19 protein-coding genes are annotated in these 18641 nt (G+C 53.4%); 5 read left to right on the top strand and 14 right to left on the bottom strand.

The annotated features are described in order from the left end of the window. Window positions 1–7: 7 nt before the first annotated feature. The 8 genes from ppk1 to ftsY all read right to left on the bottom strand — a co-directional run bounded on the left by ppk1 (window position 8) and on the right by ftsY (window position 7940). Window positions 8–2080 carry a polyphosphate kinase 1 gene (gene ppk1 / locus C4F51_RS17775; protein WP_193912134.1) on the bottom strand — a complete coding sequence of 691 codons (2073 nt, stop codon included), beginning with the start codon at window positions 2078–2080 and terminating at the stop codon, window positions 8–10. Between the two features lie 155 nt (window positions 2081–2235). Next, a complete protein-coding gene (locus tag C4F51_RS17770) occupies window positions 2236–2547 on the bottom strand; it encodes a DUF4156 domain-containing protein (RefSeq protein ID WP_193912133.1) in 312 nt (103 codons plus the stop codon). A 68-nt stretch (window positions 2548–2615) separates the two neighbouring features. Further along, entirely contained in the window at window positions 2616–3305 is a 690-nt protein-coding gene (trmB, locus tag C4F51_RS17765) for a tRNA (guanosine(46)-N7)-methyltransferase TrmB (protein ID WP_193912663.1), read from the bottom strand. Window positions 3306–3506: 201 nt separating this feature from the next. Continuing rightward, window positions 3507–3893: a DUF423 domain-containing protein gene (locus C4F51_RS17760; RefSeq protein ID WP_193912131.1), complete on the bottom strand. Its 387-nt coding sequence runs from the start codon at window positions 3891–3893 to the stop codon at window positions 3507–3509. Window positions 3894–4059: 166 nt separating this feature from the next. Continuing rightward, window positions 4060–4914: an RNA polymerase sigma factor RpoH gene (rpoH, locus tag C4F51_RS17755; protein ID WP_193912129.1), complete on the bottom strand. Its 855-nt coding sequence runs from the start codon at window positions 4912–4914 to the stop codon at window positions 4060–4062. 163 nt (window positions 4915–5077) lie between these two features. Further along, complete coding sequence (ftsX, locus tag C4F51_RS17750; RefSeq protein ID WP_328701419.1) at window positions 5078–6076, bottom strand: permease-like cell division protein FtsX; 999 nt, start codon at window positions 6074–6076, stop codon at window positions 5078–5080. Continuing rightward, window positions 6073–6741 carry a cell division ATP-binding protein FtsE gene (ftsE, locus tag C4F51_RS17745; protein WP_193912127.1) on the bottom strand — a complete coding sequence of 223 codons (669 nt, stop codon included), beginning with the start codon at window positions 6739–6741 and terminating at the stop codon, window positions 6073–6075. The genes ftsX and ftsE overlap by 4 nt, the downstream gene beginning before the upstream one ends. After that, window positions 6738–7940: a signal recognition particle-docking protein FtsY gene (ftsY, locus tag C4F51_RS17740; RefSeq protein WP_193912125.1), complete on the bottom strand. Its 1203-nt coding sequence runs from the start codon at window positions 7938–7940 to the stop codon at window positions 6738–6740. The genes ftsE and ftsY overlap by 4 nt, the downstream gene beginning before the upstream one ends. 110 nt (window positions 7941–8050) lie before the next feature. Between ftsY and rsmD the strand changes: the two genes are divergently transcribed. Continuing rightward, window positions 8051–8653, top strand: a complete 603-nt coding sequence (gene rsmD, locus C4F51_RS17735) for a 16S rRNA (guanine(966)-N(2))-methyltransferase RsmD (RefSeq protein ID WP_193912123.1) — start codon at window positions 8051–8053, stop codon at window positions 8651–8653. Here the strand turns inward: rsmD and C4F51_RS17730 are convergent. The 4 genes from C4F51_RS17730 to C4F51_RS17715 form a co-directional block, all read right to left on the bottom strand. After that, a complete protein-coding gene (locus C4F51_RS17730; RefSeq protein WP_193912121.1) occupies window positions 8632–8874 on the bottom strand; it encodes a hypothetical protein in 243 nt (80 codons plus the stop codon). The genes rsmD and C4F51_RS17730 overlap by 22 nt on opposite strands. Window positions 8875–9007: 133 nt before the next feature. Continuing rightward, a complete protein-coding gene (gene znuB, locus C4F51_RS17725) occupies window positions 9008–9793 on the bottom strand; it encodes a zinc ABC transporter permease subunit ZnuB (RefSeq protein WP_193912119.1) in 786 nt (261 codons plus the stop codon). After that, window positions 9786–10562 (bottom strand): zinc ABC transporter ATP-binding protein ZnuC, encoded by a 777-nt coding sequence (gene znuC / locus C4F51_RS17720; RefSeq protein WP_193912117.1) that lies wholly within the window; start codon window positions 10560–10562, stop codon window positions 9786–9788. Before znuC ends, znuB begins: the two co-directional genes overlap by 8 nt. Beyond that, window positions 10559–11080 carry a transcriptional repressor gene (locus C4F51_RS17715; protein ID WP_193912115.1) on the bottom strand — a complete coding sequence of 174 codons (522 nt, stop codon included), beginning with the start codon at window positions 11078–11080 and terminating at the stop codon, window positions 10559–10561. Before C4F51_RS17715 ends, znuC begins: the two co-directional genes overlap by 4 nt. Before the next feature lie 118 nt (window positions 11081–11198). On the opposite strand from C4F51_RS17715, the gene C4F51_RS17710 reads away from it, so the two are divergent. Beyond that, entirely contained in the window at window positions 11199–12125 is a 927-nt protein-coding gene (locus C4F51_RS17710) for a zinc ABC transporter substrate-binding protein (RefSeq protein WP_193912113.1), read from the top strand. Window positions 12126–12347: 222 nt separating this feature from the next. On the opposite strand, the gene C4F51_RS17705 is transcribed toward C4F51_RS17710, so the two are convergent. Further along, a complete protein-coding gene (locus C4F51_RS17705; protein WP_193912111.1) occupies window positions 12348–12617 on the bottom strand; it encodes a hypothetical protein in 270 nt (89 codons plus the stop codon). A gap of 407 nt (window positions 12618–13024) precedes the next feature. On the opposite strand from C4F51_RS17705, the gene polA reads away from it, so the two are divergent. Continuing rightward, entirely contained in the window at window positions 13025–15811 is a 2787-nt protein-coding gene (gene polA, locus C4F51_RS17700) for a DNA polymerase I (protein WP_193912109.1), read from the top strand. A 454-nt stretch (window positions 15812–16265) separates the two neighbouring features. On the opposite strand, the gene yihA is transcribed toward polA, so the two are convergent. Continuing rightward, a complete protein-coding gene (yihA, locus tag C4F51_RS17695; RefSeq protein WP_193912107.1) occupies window positions 16266–16916 on the bottom strand; it encodes a ribosome biogenesis GTP-binding protein YihA/YsxC in 651 nt (216 codons plus the stop codon). Between the two features lie 200 nt (window positions 16917–17116). On the opposite strand from yihA, the gene C4F51_RS17690 reads away from it, so the two are divergent. Both C4F51_RS17690 and C4F51_RS17685 read left to right on the top strand, forming a co-directional pair. After that, the gene (locus C4F51_RS17690) at window positions 17117–17800 is read left to right on the top strand and encodes a c-type cytochrome (RefSeq protein WP_193912105.1); all 684 of its coding nucleotides are present in this window, start codon (window positions 17117–17119) and stop codon (window positions 17798–17800) included. A 156-nt stretch (window positions 17801–17956) separates the two neighbouring features. Beyond that, the gene (locus tag C4F51_RS17685; RefSeq protein WP_235992364.1) at window positions 17957–18595 is read left to right on the top strand and encodes a thiol:disulfide interchange protein DsbA/DsbL; all 639 of its coding nucleotides are present in this window, start codon (window positions 17957–17959) and stop codon (window positions 18593–18595) included. Window positions 18596–18641: the final 46 nt, after the last annotated feature.

Below are 18641 nucleotides of genomic sequence, written 5' to 3'. Positions count from 1 at the left end.
CCGAAAATCAGACCGCGCCGGGCAACTGCCTCGCTGACCACCGCTCCAGCAAAATAGCCTGCGCATCAATTGCCGCTTCGCCTTCTTCAGGGCGAATACGCTGGTATTGGCCATCTTCCTGTAACAGCCAGGCATGGGTGTTATCCGCCAGATAAATGCCCATATCTTCGACGATGCGGTCGCGAATTTTTTTATGGCGAATAGGGAAACAGGTTTCTACCCGGTGGAACATGTTACGACTCATCCAGTCGGCACTGGAGCACCATAACTCCGGGGTGCCGGCATTTTCAAAATAAAAAACCCGGCTGTGTTCGAGAAAACGCCCGATAATCGAGCGCACATAAATATTTTCAGAAAGGCCCGGCACACCCGGGCGCAGCTGACAAATACCACGCACAATCAAATGAATTTCTACCCCGGCTTGCGAGGCGGCATATAACTCGTTCACCAGCTCTTCATCGTAGAGCGAATTCATCTTGGCAATAATGCGCGCAGCTTTGCCTTGCTCGGCATTTTCTTTTTCAATACGAATGCGTTTAACAATGCCTTTATGGAGCGTAAAGGGCGCGTACATCAAAGCGTCCATCCGTGAGGCTTTGCCCATGCTGCTCAGCTGTAAAAAAATCCGGTACACATCATCACCAATTTCCTTGTCGCTGGTGATGAGGCCGTAATCGGTGTAGAGCATACTGGTGCGCAGGTGGTAATTGCCGGTACCCAGGTGCACGTAGTAACGCACCTTGCCTTGTTCACGGCGGGCGACCAGCAACATTTTGGCGTGGGTTTTGTAACCCACCACACCGTAAATAACGTGAATGCCGTAGCGCTGCAAACGTTCGGCAAGCGCGACGTTTTGTTCTTCATCAAAGCGCGCGCGCAATTCAATAATCGCGGTCACTTCCTTTCCGGCTTTGGCGGCAGTGACAAGCGCGTCCACCAGCGGTGAGTTGGAGCCGGAGCGGTAAAGCGTTTGTTTGATGGCGAGTACGTTGGGATCTGCTGCGGCTTCGCGAAGAAAATCCACCACCGCCTGAAAAGAATCAAACGGATGGTGCAGCAATATGTCCTGCTTTTGCAGCGCATCAAAATAGCTGTTGGAACGTTTCGGCAATTTTGGCATTGCCTGAATAAACGGCGTGAAATAAAACGCGGGCGTTTTTACCAGATCAAACAAATCGCTGAAGCGGTTGAGGTTGACCGGGCCGTTCAAACGGTAAACGGCGTTTTCGTTCAAGTTGCAGCGCTGCAATAAAAATTGTTCGAGATCTTTCGGGCAGGTATCTGCAATTTCCAGGCGAATCTCATCGCCATATTGGCGATAAGCCAGTTCACCCTGAACCGCACGCAGCAAGTCTTCGGTTTCTTCCTCATCGAGAAAAATATCCGAGTTGCGGGTCAGGCGGAACTGATAGCTGTCTATTACCGTCATGCCGACAAATAATTCGGCCATAAAGTAATGCACAATCGACGAGATAAAAACAAAGGCACGTTCTTTGCCTGCCACGCCAGGCGGCAGCTCGATAAGATGTGGCAAGGAACGTGGAACCTGGACGATAGCCTTGCCCGAGTTGCGCCCGAAGGCGTCCTTACCGTCCAGCTTGACGATAAAGCTCAGGCTTTTATTCAGAATACGCGGAAAGGGGTGAGCAGGGTCGAGGCCGATAGGGCTGAGTACCGGCAAAATATCGGAGGAAAAATAGGCTTTCAGGTATTGCGTGTGATGTTCCTGCCATTCATCGCGACGTAACACATGAATGCCATGCTCGCGCAGCAGGGGCAGAATTTGCTGATTCAGTAGCTGGTACTGTTCATCGACCAGATGATGCGCACGTTCGGCAATTTCGAGCAGTGCCTGGACGGGTGCCAGCCCATCCGGGCCTACCGGTGCCGGGGCGCTGAGTTCAACCATCTCCACCAGACCGCCTACCCGGACTTCAAAAAATTCATCAAGGTTGGTAGAAAAAATACAGAGAAAACGCAGCCGTTCCATAATCGGCAATGATTCATCATAAGCCTGATACAGCACTCGTTTATTAAATTCCAGCAAACTCAATTCGCGGTTGAAATACGTGGTGGACACCTTGCGCTCCGAAACTAGCCAAACAGCCTTGCCTGACAGACTAATTTCAGTTTATGACAATTTGAAGACAGCGTCGGATTTTTCGTTGGGGGCAGAACAAAAGCGGGGGGTAAAACGCGCGCAGGGTTGATGGGGATCAACCCTGCGCGGGCGACTTATTTGCAGCGATAAACGCCAAAGTCCTGGGCGCCATCTTTAACCGGGCCCAGCGCAGCAACGGTATCACCGCCGAAATTCATGGCTTCGTTACGGGCCATGGTGGCCAGTTCGGTGGCTACTTTTTCGGTACCACGATCAAGAGGGCCAACACTGGCGGTGACTTTTACGCTCACGGTGCGCAGTTGTTCGCAGTTGGCAACGTTGGTTTGGTTGGTAACGGCTACATGCTTGCCGTCGTCGTTAACTTTCACCCAGGTACAGGCGGATGTCAGGGTGACAAGAGCGATCAGGGGGAGCAGTTTTTTCACGGTAAAGACCCTCTATAAAAAGTAAATGTTAATAACCATATTAGCTTGGTCGTTGATCGGCAACGGCCTCAGGCATCGCGTTGGAATAATAAATCCCAAACACCGTGGCCAAGCCGTTCACCACGTTTTTCAAACTTGGTAACCGGGCGGTAATCCGGGCGTGGCGCATACCCGTTATCCGTGCGGCAGTTGCTGAAACCGGGTGCCTGTTGCAGGGTTTCCAGCATGTGCTCGGCATAATTTTGCCAGTCAGTTGCCATATGGAACACGCCGCCAGGTCGCAGACGCGTGCGAATGCGCTCCACAAAAGGCAACTGCACGATACGGCGCTTATGGTGTTTTTTCTTATGCCAGGGATCAGGAAAGTAGAGTTGCAGCCGATCTACGCTGCCCTCGGGAATGCAATCTTCCAGCACGTCCATGGCATCGGCCATAAACACCCGCAGATTGGTGAGGTTTTCCTGTCCCGCTACGTTGATCAGCCTTCCCACACCTGGCGGATGCACCTCGATGCCGATAAAGTCATGATCCGGTTGTTGCCGGGCCATTTCCAGCAGGGAGTCGCCCATCCCGAAGCCTATCTCTATGACCAGCGGTGCCTTGCGGCCGAAGAGTTGTTCCGGGTCGAGTTTGCCATTATGCAAGCTGAGACCCAATTGCGGCCACCATTGTTCAAACGCATGTTTTTGGCCGACGGTAATACGCCCGGCGCGGATAACAAAACTGCGAATCGATTTGGGCTTGAACTCCGGTTTGATCAGAAATTCGCCCTGATCATCGGTTTCGACGGCAAGTGAGTGAAGTGTATCGGTATCGCTGGTCATGAAAACGCATTATCCATTAAGAAAAACGGCGCAATTCCTGCGAACTGCGCCTGTTGCGAATATTTTACCTCAGCTTGCCCCGGATGCCGATAGCGCGACCCATAGTATTGATCGCCGGCAGGAAATCCGGAGCCGTCAGGCGGGGTTAATACCCTTCCATTGCAGCGCGGCGATCGCCAGACACAACCAGCCAATTAAAAAACCGGTTCCGCCCAGAGGCGTGATAGGGCCAACCCAGCGGGGTGCGCCAAATGCCAGCCAGTAAAGACTGCCGCAAAACAGCAGCGTGCCGACAATAAAGCTGTAACCGGCCCACTGCAACAGCTTGCCGGGGTAAAGGGACAGCAAAATGGCCACGCCGAACAACGCCAATGCGTGATACATCTGGTAGGTGACGCCGGTTTGAAAAATCCCCAGCGCATAGCTGTCGAGTTTGTTTTTAAGTGCGTGCGCGGCAAAAGCACCCAACATGACAGCCAGAAATCCGGAGGTGGCGGCAATCAGTAAAAAGAATCGGCTCATAATGGCGGGCATCTCTGAATTGACGGGTGAAAATTATTGCTTATAAAAAATGGCTGCAAACTATTTCAAGCATTCTGTAGCGACAGTCTGAACGCTGGCAGCCACGGATGGTACAGGCATAAAAAAGCCGCGATGATCGCGGCTTTTCGGCGTAGATGCGAAACCGTCAGGCTTCCAGCATCATATTTTTTACTTTGTTCATGGCATTTTTTTCCAGCTGACGAATGCGCTCGGCGGAAACACCGTATTCAGCGGCCAGATCATGCAGCGTAGCTTTGTCATCGTTCAACCAGCGACGTTGCAAAATAGCGCGGCTGCGGTCATCCAGTTTTTCCATGGCCACTTCAAGGCCGGAAACGCTGGTTTCTTCCCAGTTGGCATTTTCCAGCTGGGTAGCCGGGTCGTAGCGTTTGTCTTCCAGGTAATTGGCCGGTGCAACGTAACTCTCGTCATCGTCGTCTTCACCCGCATCAAACGCAGCGTCGTAAGAGGCCAGTCGGCCTTCCATCTCGCGAACGTGTTTGATATCTACACCCAGATCATTTGCTACCGCTTCAGCTTCGTCATTGCTTAACCAGGCAAGGCGTTTTTTGGCGCCGCGCAGGTTAAAGAAAAGTTTACGCTGGGCTTTGGTAGTGGCGATTTTAACGATGCGCCAGTTGCGCAGGATGTATTCGTGAATCTCGGCTTTGATCCAGTGCACTGCAAACGACACCAGACGAACGCCTTTTTCGGGGTTAAAGCGTTTAACCGCCTTCATCAACCCGACGTTACCTTCCTGTACCAGATCACCCAGTGGCAGGCCGTAACCGTTGTAAGAGCGTGCAATGTGCACCACAAAGCGCAGGTGAGCCATAACCAGTTTACGAGCGGCATCAAGATTGCCGTTCTGGTGAAGGTCTTTGGCCAATTCCTGTTCCTGCTCAACTGTCAGGATGGAGAAGCTGCTGACAGCCTGAACATAGGCATTCAGATTTGCACCTGGCGCAAGAACACCAACCGGTTGCAGATTTGAGCTCATGTATAGTCCTCCGTATAAATACTTTCGGGGAAAGCACTTGCAAAGTTGGAGTGCTGCGTCCCGTATAAGTTCCTGAAATAACAGCAAAGGCTTTAAAAATCAGTTGCTTAAGGTTATTTCAAACCCTTGATAACTTTTAATATGCGCTCGCTTGAGAGGCTTGTCAATGGGCCTCGCTTTGGCGCAAATGTCTACTTACAGCAATCCATGCGCCGATGACACCGGTAAGGCCGGCCAGCAGTATCAATTGCAGGCTGCCAATAAAGCCCAGCCCTTGCAGACGATAGCTGCTTTGGTAGAGATCTGCCAGTGACGAAACCGGTTGATTCAACCAGGCGATACCGGTTGCCAGCAGCAGAGTGGTCACTATGCCGCCACCCAGCCCATACCAAAGGCCGGTATACAGGAATGGCCGGCGCAGCCAGGCGTTGGTGCCACCGACCAGACGGGTTACCAGAATTTCATCGCGGCGGTTTTCAATGGTCAGGCGGATGGTGTTGCCAATAATAAGAATGACCCCGAGCGCCAGCAACACGGACAGGGCAATGGTCATCCGCTCCGCCAGCTGCATAATCTGATGCAGCCGTTTAACCCATTGCATATCCACCGCCGCTTCTTCCACCACTGGTTCGTCGGCGAGACTTTTACGCAGCGTTTCAAGTTCGTCAGGGGAGATATCGGTATCGGCCGGGCGCACCAGAAAAACGCCGGGCAGTGGGTTGTTATCCAGGCTGTCTACCACTCTGCCCAGGCCGGATTGATCGCGAAATTCTTTCAGTGCCGCATCGGGCGAGATATAGCTCAATTGACCAATATCTTTTCTCGCTTGCCACTTTTTCTGTAGCGCTTCTACCGCGTCGGCGCGCGCGCCCTGTTTCAGAAATACCGAAATCTGGCTGGAACTGTGCCAGTGGTCGCCCAGTTGTTGCAGGTTCAGCAGCACCACAAAAAGTGTTGCCGGCAGGGTTGTCGCAATGGCGACCACCAGCCAGGTCATCAGGCTCTGGATCGGGGTTTCCAGCAGGCGCAGCAGGCTGCCGACCGCGTTGGTGCTGTGGTGCGCCATCCAGGCATCGGCTTTGGTAGCGAGGCTGGTTTTGCTTTGCACCGCGCCGGCACTGCGCAGAGGAATGGACGATTTTTCGCTTTTACGCCGTATCACCACAGCACTCCATCATGAATAATTTTGCCGTGGGACAAGGCCAGTACCCGCTTATTCATTTGCTTGAGTAATTCAAGGTCGTGGCTGGCGATGAGCACCGTAACACCAACATCATTGAATTCGCGAAACAGCGACATAATCTCGGTGGATAGTTCCGGGTCAAGGTTACCGGTTGGCTCATCCGCCAGCAGCAGGGCGGGTTTATTGACGACGGCGCGGGCGATGCCTACGCGCTGTTGTTCACCGCCCGACAGCGTAATGGGTAACTGGTGTTCCTTGTGCAGCAAACCGACTTTGTCCAGTGCGGCGCGCACACGGCGGCCAATTTCGTAAGGCGAGCTGCCGGCCACTTGCAGCGGTAACGCCACGTTGTCAAAAACGCTGCGGTCATTGAGCAGTTGGTGGTTTTGAAAAACCACACCAACATTGCGGCGATAGTAAGGAATCTGGCCGGAAGACAGCTGATCCAGCGCTTTGCCATCAACAGTGATTTGTCCGGAGCTGGGCCGCTCCATCAGCATAATCAGCTTCAGCAGGGTACTTTTTCCGGCGCCGGAATGGCCGGTAAGAAATACCATCTCGCCCGGGTCGATATTGAAATCGACCCGATTCAGGGCCGCAAAACCATCGCTATAATCTTTACTGACTGCGTCGAAACGAATCACCGTGAAAACAATGCCTCAATAAAAGGTTCGGCTTCAAAAGGTTGCAGGTCATCAATGGCTTCACCAACGCCGATAAAGCGCACCGGCAAACCAAAGTTTTTGCTGAGCGCAAAAATAACGCCGCCTTTGGCGGTGCCGTCCAGTTTGGTCAGCGCCAGACCTGTGACTTTGGCGGCTTCAATAAATTCCTTCGCCTGGTTGACGGCGTTTTGACCGGTACCGGCATCCAGTACCAATAAGACTTCGTGCGGGGCAGAACCGTCTACCTTGCCCATCACGCGTTTGATCTTTGATAGCTCATCCATCAAATGACCCTTGTTGTGCAAACGGCCAGCAGTATCGGCAATAACCACATCGCAACCGCGGGAGCGCGCTGCCTGCAGTGCATCAAAAATCACCGAGGCAGAATCGGCGCCGGTGTGCTGGGCAATAACCGGTACTTTGTTGCGATCACCCCACACCTGGAGTTGCTCAACCGCCGCGGCACGGAAGGTATCGCCTGCGGCCAGCATGACTTTTTTGCCTTCATTTTGCAGACGCTTGGCCAGCTTGCCGATGGTGGTGGTTTTGCCCACGCCATTCACGCCGACAACCAGAATCACGTAAGGCTGGTGTTGTGCGTCGATAACCAGCGGTTTTTCTACCGGGCGCAGGTAGTTGGCGAGCAGTTCGCGCAACGCCTGATAAAGGGCATCGGCATCCGCCAGCTGCTTGCGTGCCACCCGTTGGGTAAGGTTTTCAATGATTTCCGTGGTGGCTTCCACGCCCACGTCGGCAATCAGCAGTTGGGTTTCAATTTCTTCCAGCAAATCATCATCAATGGTTTTGCGGCCAAGAATCAGGTTGCCAAGTCCCTGGGCAAAGTTGCTGCTGGTGCGACTTAAGCCTTGCTTGATGCGGGCAAAAAAACCAGGCTTGTTTGCAGGTGCAGGTGCAGGTGCAGGTGCAGGTGCAGGTGCAGGTGCAGGTGCAGGTGCAGGTGCAGGTGCAGGTGGTTCTACGACCGGGGCAAGAGGTGTGGCAGCAAGGCTTGCGGCTGGCTCCGTTGCGACTTCCGGTGCCGACGATATTATTTCCTGGGTTTCCTGGGTTTCCTGGGTTTCCTGGGTTTCCTGGGGCTGCGGGATTAGCTCGGGTGCTTTTTCAGGCTCGGGCGAGGTCGCTTTTTTGTCGGATTTTTTAAAGAGATTGAAAAACATAAGGTGTCGTCTTGATGCTGGGATCGGGTCCGGTGTTGGTCTGGCAGTCGAGACCGGCAGCGAAAGGCGCTATCCTATCACTTCTGCCCATTATAAAAGAGTGATCACTGTTGAAACAGCCAGCAAAATCCCCGTCCTTACAAAAAGCCGGAGACAACCGTTTACGTATTATTGGTGGTCAATGGCGAGGGCGCAAACTTGCCTTTCCCGATGTGGAAGGGCTGCGTCCCACCGGGGATCGTATCCGCGAAACCCTCTTTAACTGGCTGGCACCGGAAATTGTCGGTGCGCGCTGTCTGGATATTTTTGCCGGTTCGGGTGCGTTGGGCATCGAAGCTTTATCGCGCGGTGCGGACTATTGCCTGATGGTGGAACGCGACCGCCAGGCGACGAGCGCCTTGCGTAATAATTTGGCGCTGTTGAATTGCTCGCGGGCCGCGGTGCGGGATGATGATGCGCTGGCATTTATTGCCAAGGGTAATTCCGAGCCAGCCTATGATGTGGTTTTTATTGATCCGCCTTTTTCCCTGAGTGCCTGGCCGAAGGTGATTGACAGCCTGGTGCAAGGGCAATGGCTGGCTGCCAATGCCACCATCTACATTGAGGCGCCCATTGATTACCCGTTGATGGCGCCGGCAGACTGGTCACTGCACCGTGACAAGCGCGCCGGCAAGGTGGCGTATCGTCTCTATTACAGAAACGCTGAAGCCTGACGCATGGCAGGAGTTTTGCCGGTGCCGGTTCTTAACCAGGAGAGCACGGCGCGGCGATTTTGCAGTTGGTCGCGGCATTCCCGGATACGTCCGATGGTGGCGGTGGTATTTTCGCGCTCCAGTACCTGAAGGCGATTGTCGAGCTGTTGAATTTCCTGTTGCAGGCGGGCGGCAAAAAGCTCGCTGTCAAAGCCGTCGTTGCCGATATAAAGTCTGGTCATATGCATTCTCCCTGATGCCTTTCGCAAACGCCTTGCAAGCAAGGCTTCCTGGCTATTCTGAGTGATGCGTGTTACGCCGACCAGTCGCTCTTGCCGTTAACTCTTGTAAGCATTCGACGATGGCGCATCGCCGTCAGGACGCCTGTTTTTTGAAAAGTGTCAGGATAAAGCAGCTGGTAGCAGAGAGCACGATAGAAGGCCCGGCGGGGGTATCCCAATGAAAAGACATTAATAACCCGGCACCTACCGACAGGCAGCCCAGCACACTGGCGATCACGGCCATCTGCTCCGGCGTGGTTGCCAGGCGGCGGCTGGCGGCGGCGGGAATAATCAGTAATGCGGTAATTAGCAGCACCCCGACGACTTTCATGGCGATGGCGATGATAAGCGCCATTAACAGCATTAAAATGGTGCGGATGCGCGTTACCGGCACGCCTTCTACTTGCGCCAGCTCTTCGTGCACGGTGATCGACAGCAGCGGGCGCCAGAGCAGGATTACCACCACCAGCACCGCCAGCGAAATAACCCAGATTGCCAGTACATCCTGCCGGTTGGCGGAGAGAATGTCGCCGAACAGGTAAGCCAGCAAATCGACCCGGGAATCACTGAACAAGCTGACGGTGACCAGCCCCAGCGCAAGGGTGGAGTGCGACAAAATACCCAGCAGAGTATCGGTGGCGAGAAACCGATTTTGCTGCATGGCCACCAATAGCAGCGCCAGCAACAGACAGCCCACCGCCACCGCGAGGTTAAGGTTGATATTCAGCAGCAGCCCGAAAGTCACGCCCAGCAGCGCCGAGTGGGCGAGGGTGTCGCCAAAATAAGCCATCCGGCGCCAGACGGCAAAAGAACCCAGCGGGCCGGCTACCAGTGCAACCCCAAGGCCGCAGAGCAGGGCGTAAAGAATAAAATCAGGCATGGTCGTGGTCGCAAGCGCAATTATCACCGTGCGGAGTGCCGATGATATTGCCGTGGTTATCGTGGTGGTGATCGTGATGGTGGGTGTAAATGGCCATGGCCGGTTTGGGGGATGAGCCAAACAGCGCCAGGTAAGCCGGGTCGTTGGTAACGGTTTCCGGATGCCCGTGGCAGCAAATATGCTGGTTAAGGCAAACCACCGTATCGGTTGTTGCCATCACCAGATGCAAATCGTGGGACACCAGCAGTACGGCGCAGTTACGTTGTTTGCGAATATCGTTGATCAGCGCATAGAGACGGGTTTGCCCGGTTACATCCACACCTTGTACCGGCTCATCCAGCACCAGCAATTGCGGATCGCGCAGCAGGGCGCGCGCCAGTAGCACCCGTTGGGTTTCACCGCCAGACAGGGATTGCATGGAAGCGTTGGCCAGCTTTTCAATACCGGTCATTGCCAGCACATCGTCGAGCGCCAGGCGGGGCTTGCCGCCCAGCGCCAGAAACCGGGTAACGGTGAGCGGCAGGCTGCTGTCGAGGTGGAGTTTCTGCGGCATGTAACCGATGCGTAAATCCGGTATGCGTTCAATCTCGCCGGCATCGACCTTGATAAGGCCAAGAACACTGCGCACCAGCGTGGTTTTGCCGGCGCCGTTCGGGCCAATGAGGGTGACAATTTTGCCCGCGTTCAGCGTCAGGCTGGCATTTTGCAGAATGTCGCGCCCACCGCGGCGAACACTGATATTTCGAGCCTCCAGCAGGGCGGTGTTCATGGCGCTTTCCGGCCTGCGGTCAGGTCCAGCACCGGCGCGTTGGGGGCGCAGCCGGGGCAAACTCCCATCACTTCAACCGAGTGGGTATCTACCGAGAAGCCGGCATCGCGCGCCGCTACCTGAATCGCATGGGTAACGGCGGTTGCCGCCATTTCCACGGCAACACCGCAGAGACGGCAAATCAGAAAATGACTCTGGTGTTTTTTGCCGGGCGACGGGCAACCAATAAAGGCATTCAGGCCATTAATCCGGTGAATAAAACCCTGTTCCAGCAAAAAGTCCAGCGCCCGATAAACCGTCGGGGGTGCTACCCGGCGAGTGGAGGCTTCCGCCAGCATATCCATCAACAGATAGGCGCCCAGCGGCTTGTGGTTTTGCCAGATCAGTTCAAGCACCTGCTCGCGCAAGGGTGTGAGCCGTACGCCGCGAGTGGCGCAAATTTCGCGTGCCGCACCCAGCGCGTCGCTGACGCAATGGCTGTGGTTGTGGTCGCTACAGGCGAGCGGCGTTGTGCTCATACAAGAAGAGATCCTGAATTTATCGAATGGCAGGCGGATATGTTACTCTATAACCTCTTGTCAGGCACGAGCTGTTTCCGCTCAAACCTTTTCCCATTTTTACAGGCTGCCCTTGCTCATGTTCTCTTTCCCCGCCGGTCGCTCTTCGTTGGCACTTACCTTTTCGCTGCTATTTACCAGCGCTATGGCTCAGGCCGATATTCAGGTTTTGTCCAGCATCAAGCCCCTGGCGCTGATTGCGGCCGAGGTTGTGGGAGATAAAGGCGAAGCAGTAACACTCTTGCCAGTAGCGGCATCACCTCACGATTACCCGTTAAAAGTATCGGACATTCGCCGTTTGCGCGAAGCTGACCTGGTGCTTTGGGTAGGCAAGGAGTTGGAAGGGTTTCTTTATCGCCCGCTTGCCAACGTTGATCGCAACAAACAAATGGCGGTGTTTGATCTGAAAAGCCTTTACTGGCCCAAGGCGGTAGAAGGTGATGATCATGACCACGACGATCATCATCACCATGATCACGGGCACGACCATCACCACCATCACGATGGCAAAGACCCGCACCTGTGGCTCGACCCGCGCAACGCTGGCGTGATTGCTACCGAACTGGCTGCCCGGCTAGCGGTTATTGATCCGCAAAATGCCAGCGTTTTCGCCGAAAATGCCCGCCGGTTTGCTGCCAAAATTGAGAAAATCGATAGCGCGCTGCAAAAGCAGTTACAGCCGGTGCGTAATAAAGGTTTCGCGGTTTACCATGAGGGTTACCAACACTTTGTGGATCGCTACCAGTTGTTGCAGGTGGGTTATGTCACTTATTCCCCGGAGCAGCGCCCGGGCGCAAAACACCTTTATCAGCTACGTCAAAAGCTGCAAGGTGAGGCGGTGTGTTTGTTCACCGAACCTTACTACGATCAGCGTATTGCCCGTGAGCTGGGGCAGGAATTGAGTTTGAAAATCGGCGTTCTTGATCCGATTGGCGACGATAATGTGGTGAGCTATCAGCAACTGATAGAGAATATGGCGAAGGATTTTTCTGCGTGTCTGGAGTAACACGCCGGACCGCTATCGCGGTTGTCTGAACAGGTGACGGAAAGCGCAGATCAAAGAGGGGCGGTGGTTATTTGCCCGAACAATGGCTGCGATGAATAGCGCGGACATAAAAAAGAGCCGCCTGATTCGGTCGTATATTACATAGACCGGTCGGCGACTCAACTCGAGGAAAGAAACAATCTGGTTCGGTGGACAGTATTGCCTGTCCTTGCATCACACAACTCATTGGAAATTCAGCGAATTACGAAATTTTTCTTCCAATGACTTTTCAAGACTTGCGTTGATTTTTTCATTCAGCGCTTCGGCTCTTTCTTCAATCGCTTGTTCCAGGCGGCTATCAAAAGATGCTTCTGCTTTCTCAATTGTCCAACCAATGGTTGAACCGGTTTCTGCTGCTGCAATCGTTAAATGGGAGAGTGTGCTCGCGGCTTCGTTGGCTGCTACGTTTACACTTAAACCTGCTATTGCGATTAATAAACCCAGTTTCTTCATAATTCGTCCTCCATGGGGGTTGTTGATTTGAAGATATCCGCTGGTCGGATTTGATTTCTGTTACTTGATGTTACGCATGGTAACACAATCGCAAGGTTACACCAGTGGTATTTCAATTTGATTAAGAATTTTTTGATCTTTTGTTATGAAAAATAGTGACTTGCGTCAAATATCTCCTTTTGGCGCAAAAACCCCGGTTGGTAACTTGAGGTAACACTCTAGTGGAGTAACACGCATATTCAAGGCGTGTGTTGAATAATGTGAGTCACCTCGCTTTTTCGGGTTGGCTGACTGTTGCGCAAAGTCGAGCCGTTTCGATGTCGGTAGCCGGCTTTTTTTTGTATCCTGCTGCCTTTTATAGCCGATGCTGCCCAGGCATCCCGGCTTTACAGATTCCGGACCCCTTCATGATTGATAACACTGCTTCTTCTGCAACGGCGCCACTGATTCTGGTGGATGGCTCGTCCTACTTGTACCGGGCCTTTCACGCCCTGCCGCCGCTGAACAACTCCAAAGGCCAGCCCACCGGTGCGGTGAAAGGCGTTATCAACATGCTGCGCCGGCTGCGCAAGGACTACCCGGAGAGTCGCATTGCGGTGGTATTCGACGCTAAAGGTAAAACCTTCCGCGATGACATGTTTGCCGACTACAAGGCCAACCGGCCGCCCATGCCGGACGAGCTGCGTCCGCAGGTTCAGCCTATTTTTGACATAGTGCGAGCCATGGGCTTGCCGTTGCTGGTAGTGGAAGGCGTTGAGGCCGACGATGTGATTGGCACACTGGCCTTTGAAGCCACCCGTGAGGCCCTGCGGGTCATTGTGTCAACCGGTGATAAGGACATGGCGCAGTTGGTCAATCCTTACATTCATCTGGTTAACACCATGACCGACAGCTATCTGGATGAGCAGGGCGTTAAAGACAAATACGGGTTTGGTCCCGAGCTGATGATTGATTACCTGGCGCTGATGGGTGACAAGGTTGACAACATCCCCGGTGTGCCGGGTGTGGGAGAAAAAACCGCCCAGGCGCTGATTCAGGGGATCGGCAGTTTGCAAGCCATTTACGACAACCTGGAAGCGGTGCGTGAGTTGAGCTTTCGCGGTGCGAAAAAAATGCCGGAAAAGCTGCAGGAACACCGCGATATGGCGTTTTTGTCTTATCAGCTGGCGACCATTAAAACCGATGTGCCTTTGGAGGTAGGCCCGAAAGATCTCACCAATGAAGCGGCGGATCTGGCCGCCTTGCGTGTCTTGTTTGAAGATCTGGAATTTAAAGGTTGGGTTAATGAGCTGGAAGGGCAGCCTGCGCCATCAGCACCTTTTGCCGCCAGTAGTGAGGCCGCAGCTGATGCTCCCGTGGCTCCGGTTGTTGCTCGCCCGGCCATTGACGTGGACTACCAGGTGCTGCTGGATCGTCAAAGTTTTGATGCCTGGTTGCCCTCCTTGCTGGCCGCCGATTTGGTGGCGTTTGATACCGAGACTACCCATCTTGATGCCATGCAGGCGCGTATCGTCGGTCTTTCCTTCTCTTTTGTTGCTGGTCAGGCGGTTTATATCCCCTGTGGCCATGACTATATGGGCGTGCCGGATCAGCTGCCGCTGGACGAGGTGTTGCAGGTGCTCAAGCCCTGGCTGGAAGACGAACAGCGTTACAAGGTGGGGCAAAATCTCAAATACGATCGCAGTGTGTTGTTGAATCACGGCGTGGAATTAAAAGGTATTCGCTTTGATACCATGCTGGAATCCTACGTGCTGAACTCGGTCGCCAGTCGCCATAATATGGACGATCTGGCGCAGCGGCATCTTGATCACACCACCATCCGCTTCGAGGATATCGCCGGCAAAGGTGCCAAGCAGCTGACTTTCAATCAAATCAGTATCGAGCAGGCCGGGCCTTACGCCGCAGAAGACGCAGACATCACCTTGCGTTTGCACCAGCATTTATGGCCCGGCCTGGAGCAAACGCCTTCGTTGCAGTCGGTGTTTGAAACGCTGGAAATGCCTTTATTACCCGTGCTGTCGCGCATCGAGCGCACGGGTGCGCTGGTCAGTGCCAATTTGCTGGGGCAGCAAAGTCTGGAGTTGGGTGAGCGGTTGGAAGCGTTGCAGCGCAAAGCCTTTGAGTTGGCCGGCCAGGAATTTAACCTCAGCTCGCCAAAGCAGCTGGGGGTGATTTTGTTTGAGCAGCAAAAATTGCCGGTGATCAAAAAGACCCCGACCGGCACGCCGTCAACCGCCGAAGAAGTCTTGCAGGAGCTGGCGCTGGATTATCCGCTGCCCAAAGTATTAATGGAGTATCGCGGCCTGGCGAAGTTGAAGTCTACCTACACCGACAAGCTGCCGCAGATGATCAACCCGGCCACCGGCCGTATTCACACCTCCTATCATCAGGCGGTTACCGCCACCGGGCGCTTGTCATCTTCCGATCCCAATTTGCAGAATATTCCTATTCGCACCGAAGAAGGACGGCGCATTCGTCAGGCGTTTATTGCGCCCGAGGGTTATCGCATTCTGGCAGCGGACTATTCCCAGATCGAGCTGCGCATCATGGCGCACCTCTCTGACGATGAAGGCCTGCTCAATGCCTTTGAAAAAGGGCTTGATGTGCACAAGGCGACCGCCGCCGAGGTTTTCGGAGTGGATCTGGAGTCGGTGACCGGCGAGATGCGTCGTAGCGCCAAGGCCATTAACTTCGGCCTTATTTACGGCATGTCGGCGTTTGGTCTGGCAAAGCAATTACGCGTGGGGCGCAATGAGGCGCAGCAATATATTGACCGTTATTTTGAGCGCTACCCTGGCGTTCAAAATTATATGAACCGCATCCGCGCGCTGGCGCACGAGCAGGGTTATGTAGAAACCCTGTCTGGCCGCCGCTTGTATTTGCCGGAGATCAATGCCCGTAATAAAAACTTGCAGATGGGCGCCGAGCGCACCGCCATCAATGCGCCCATGCAGGGCACCGCGGCAGATATTATTAAAAAGGCGATGATTAACGTCGATGCCTGGTTGCCCGGTTCAGGGTTGGATGCCCGCATTATTATGCAGGTGCACGATGAGCTGGTGTTTGAAGTGGCGGAAAAAGATCTTGAAGCAACGCGTAAGGAAGTTATTGCCAGAATGTCGGCCGCTGGCGAATTAAAAGTGCCTTTGCTGGTTGAAGCAGGCGTCGGCGCTAACTGGGATGAGGCCCATTAAAAAATAATTTGCAATCCCGTTGAACTAATTGATAACCAGGGGAGTCCCAGTTATGTGTGTTTTACTTCATGAGCTAACTCCTCTCCCCTGATGGCTTTTTGCCAGCTGAGCACAAGATAGACGCAAAGCACCCCGATCCAGAGATCGGGGTTTTTTTTGTCTTTTTTTCAGGAAATTGGCGATTTTTGCAGACGATGTGAACTTTTTTCTGGCGGCCGACTCACAGTATCAGTTATTCCCTGATGTGTGTGCGACCGCTTACTGGCATTACCCCAAGAGTGCCAGATTTTGGCCCGGTGATTACCCTCTTGATCACCGGGTCTTTTATTTTGTGCGGTTATTTTTTTCTGACCAATACCTTCCCGTACGAGCCCTTCAACATTACTTACCTTGTCAGCTTTTCGCTATACGGCGCACTTCCGAAAAAGGCGTTGGTCGCCGGGAGTATTTGGGATTACTCGGCGACGGGTGGCACTGCTGCCGCTTCTTCCTGGGTCACCGGATTCAGCCATTGTTGTAAAACCGTTTTCAGCTCATCAATTCCCTGGCGTTTCAGTGACGAAAAGCACTGTGCGGTGACCTGTTGGCCAACCCCGGCCTGACGTATTTCTTTTAATACCTGCGCCAGGGTGCTTGCTGCTGCGCCACGGCTCAGTTTATCGGCCTTGGTTAACAAAATATGCACCGGCATATCGGCTTTGCGCGCCCAGCGCAGCATGGTGGTATCAAATTCCTGCAAGGGATGGCGGATATCCATCAGCAGCACCAGACCATACAGGGATTGGCGATTTTGCAGGTATTCTGACAAATGACGTTGCCACAGCTCCTTCATGTCTCTGGAAACTTTGGCGTACCCATAACCAGGTAGATCGACCAAACGTTGGGTATCGGACAAACTGAAAAAGTTGATCAGCTGGGTGCGGCCAGGCGTTTTACTGGTGCGCGCCAATTTGCCGTTGTTGGTCAAGGCATTGATTGCACTGGATTTTCCAGCATTGGAGCGTCCGGCAAAAGCGACTTCCACGCCGTATTCCGGGGGGCATTCGCGGATGCTGGGCGCGCTTTGAGTGAAGTGCGCCTTATTAAAATTAATCTCGCTGTACATAAAGCCCTTCAAAATGGTGTGTTATTCCACTGTTGGTATATAATGCGGCCTGCCTTTAAGGAGGCAATACCTGCGCCAGGGAGGTGATTGTAGCCTGAGCATTGCAGGCCAGGCTAATGAAGCTGTCGAAATTCATCTGTCCAGGTATTCGGGTGGCACTCACAACGACAATCGAAATAGAATCGAAAACAGGTTAGCCAATGAAAAATCCAGTTAAGTATGCGCTTTTTTTGCTCGGTATTGTTGGAGTGGCTCCTATGGCCATGGCAGCCGGAGATGCGACGGCGGGGGCGGAAAAAGTTGCGGTGTGTGCCGCTTGCCATAGCACCGATGGTAATAGCCCGGCACCTAACTTCCCCAAAATTGCAGGTTTGGGTGAGCGTTATCTGTTGAAGCAATTGCGTGACATTCAGGCATGGGATCTCGAAACCGATCCTGCCCTGAAAGAACAGGCGGGTCGTGTAGTATTGGAAATGACTGGCATGTTGGCCGGTTATAACGACCAGGATCTGCAAGATATCGCTGCTTATTTTGCCTCCCAGTCTATTCAGTTATCCGGTTCCAAAGAGCTGAAAGTTCGTGTTAACGCCGGTCTGGATGTTGATGCGCTGGAATTGGGTGAAAAGATTTTCCGTGCTGGTAACCTCGGCACCGGTGTCCCGGCTTGTTCCGGTTGTCACGCGCCGGATGCTCACGGCAATGCGCCGGCAGGTTATCCGCGTTTGAGCGGCCAATACCCGGAATACATTGAAAAGCAATTGCTGGCCTTCCGCGCCGGAAACCGTGTTAACGACGGCGAGCAAATGACCATGCGTCTGGTTGCTGAAAAAATGAGTGATGCCGAGATCAAGGCCGTTGCAAATTTCATCGCCGGTTTAAACTGATATTCAGTTTGAGTTAAGGTGCTGGGACGTATATAAAAGGCGACTTCGGTCGCCTTTGTTATTTGTGTGTAAAAAACGGGTTTGTTGTTGGCTATTGAGGAACCCGGTGACAGTTTTGCGATCTATAGCCCGATTTTATTAATAATGGAGTTGTTTATGCGTTTAATGCTCGCCTTGTGCGCCCTGTTAGTTTCCGTGTCTGCGCTGGTTGCGCAGGCGAACGACAAGCCCGCCTTTGTGGCAGGTACGCATTACACCGAGATTGAGCAGCCGGTCAGAACGGCCGATCCCTCAAAGATCGAAGTTACTGAAGTGTTTTCTTACCACTGTAACCATTGCCTGAGTTTTGAGCCGATGTTGCAAGCCTGGAAAAAGCAGTTACCGGAAGATGTGGCCTTTGTGCAAATGCACGCCATCTGGAATGCCGGTATGAAATCCATGGCGCAAGCGTTTTACACCGTGAAAACCCTGAAGCTGGAAGATAAGGCGCACATGGGCATTTTCAATGCCATTCAAATGGAGCGTAAGGTTTTCAAAAATCCGGAAGAGTGGGCCGAGTTTCTGGCGACCTTCGGTTCGGACAAGGAAACTATTCTGAAGACTTACAATTCCTTCGGTGTTTCCAGCCAGGTATCCCAGGCTGATGCACGCGCCCGTGGTTACGGCATTACCGGTACGCCGGAAATGGTGGTAAACGGCAAGTACCGCGTCAGTGCCCGTCAGTCTGGCGGTCAGACAGAAATGCTGAAAGTGGTCGACTTCCTGGTAGAAAAAGAACGCGCTGCCAAAAAATAATCGCTGCGTAATCGTCGATCAAAACCCGCCCATCTGAAAAGATCGG

This window comes from Cellvibrio polysaccharolyticus, from assembly GCF_015182315.1.
Taxonomy (GTDB): domain Bacteria; phylum Pseudomonadota; class Gammaproteobacteria; order Pseudomonadales; family Cellvibrionaceae; genus Cellvibrio; species Cellvibrio polysaccharolyticus.
The sequence above is the reverse complement of the archived record's forward strand: the minus strand, read 5'-3'. Positions and strand labels throughout refer to the sequence as shown.

Bases quoted from the DNA above. Each gene is read 5' to 3' on its own strand.
- C4F51_RS17760 (WP_193912131.1), bottom strand. From the start codon at position 3,893: ATGAGCCGATTCTTTTTACTGATTGCCGCCACCTCCGGATTTCTGGCT.
- rpoH (WP_193912129.1), bottom strand. From the start codon at position 4,914: ATGAGCTCAAATCTGCAACCGGTTGGTGTTCTTGCGCCAGGTGCAAAT.
- ftsY (WP_193912125.1), bottom strand. From the start codon at position 7,940: ATGTTTTTCAATCTCTTTAAAAAATCCGACAAAAAAGCGACCTCGCCC.
- C4F51_RS17730 (WP_193912121.1), bottom strand. From the start codon at position 8,874: ATGACCAGACTTTATATCGGCAACGACGGCTTTGACAGCGAGCTTTTT.
- znuB (WP_193912119.1), bottom strand. From the start codon at position 9,793: ATGCCTGATTTTATTCTTTACGCCCTGCTCTGCGGCCTTGGGGTTGCA.
- znuC (WP_193912117.1), bottom strand. From the start codon at position 10,562: ATGAACACCGCCCTGCTGGAGGCTCGAAATATCAGTGTTCGCCGCGGT.
- C4F51_RS17715 (WP_193912115.1), bottom strand. From the start codon at position 11,080: ATGAGCACAACGCCGCTCGCCTGTAGCGACCACAACCACAGCCATTGC.
- C4F51_RS17710 (WP_193912113.1), top strand. From the start codon at position 11,199: ATGTTCTCTTTCCCCGCCGGTCGCTCTTCGTTGGCACTTACCTTTTCG.
- C4F51_RS17705 (WP_193912111.1), bottom strand. From the start codon at position 12,617: ATGAAGAAACTGGGTTTATTAATCGCAATAGCAGGTTTAAGTGTAAAC.
- polA (WP_193912109.1), top strand. From the start codon at position 13,025: ATGATTGATAACACTGCTTCTTCTGCAACGGCGCCACTGATTCTGGTG.
- yihA (WP_193912107.1), bottom strand. From the start codon at position 16,916: ATGTACAGCGAGATTAATTTTAATAAGGCGCACTTCACTCAAAGCGCG.
- C4F51_RS17690 (WP_193912105.1), top strand. From the start codon at position 17,117: ATGAAAAATCCAGTTAAGTATGCGCTTTTTTTGCTCGGTATTGTTGGA.
- C4F51_RS17685 (WP_235992364.1), top strand. From the start codon at position 17,957: ATGCGTTTAATGCTCGCCTTGTGCGCCCTGTTAGTTTCCGTGTCTGCG.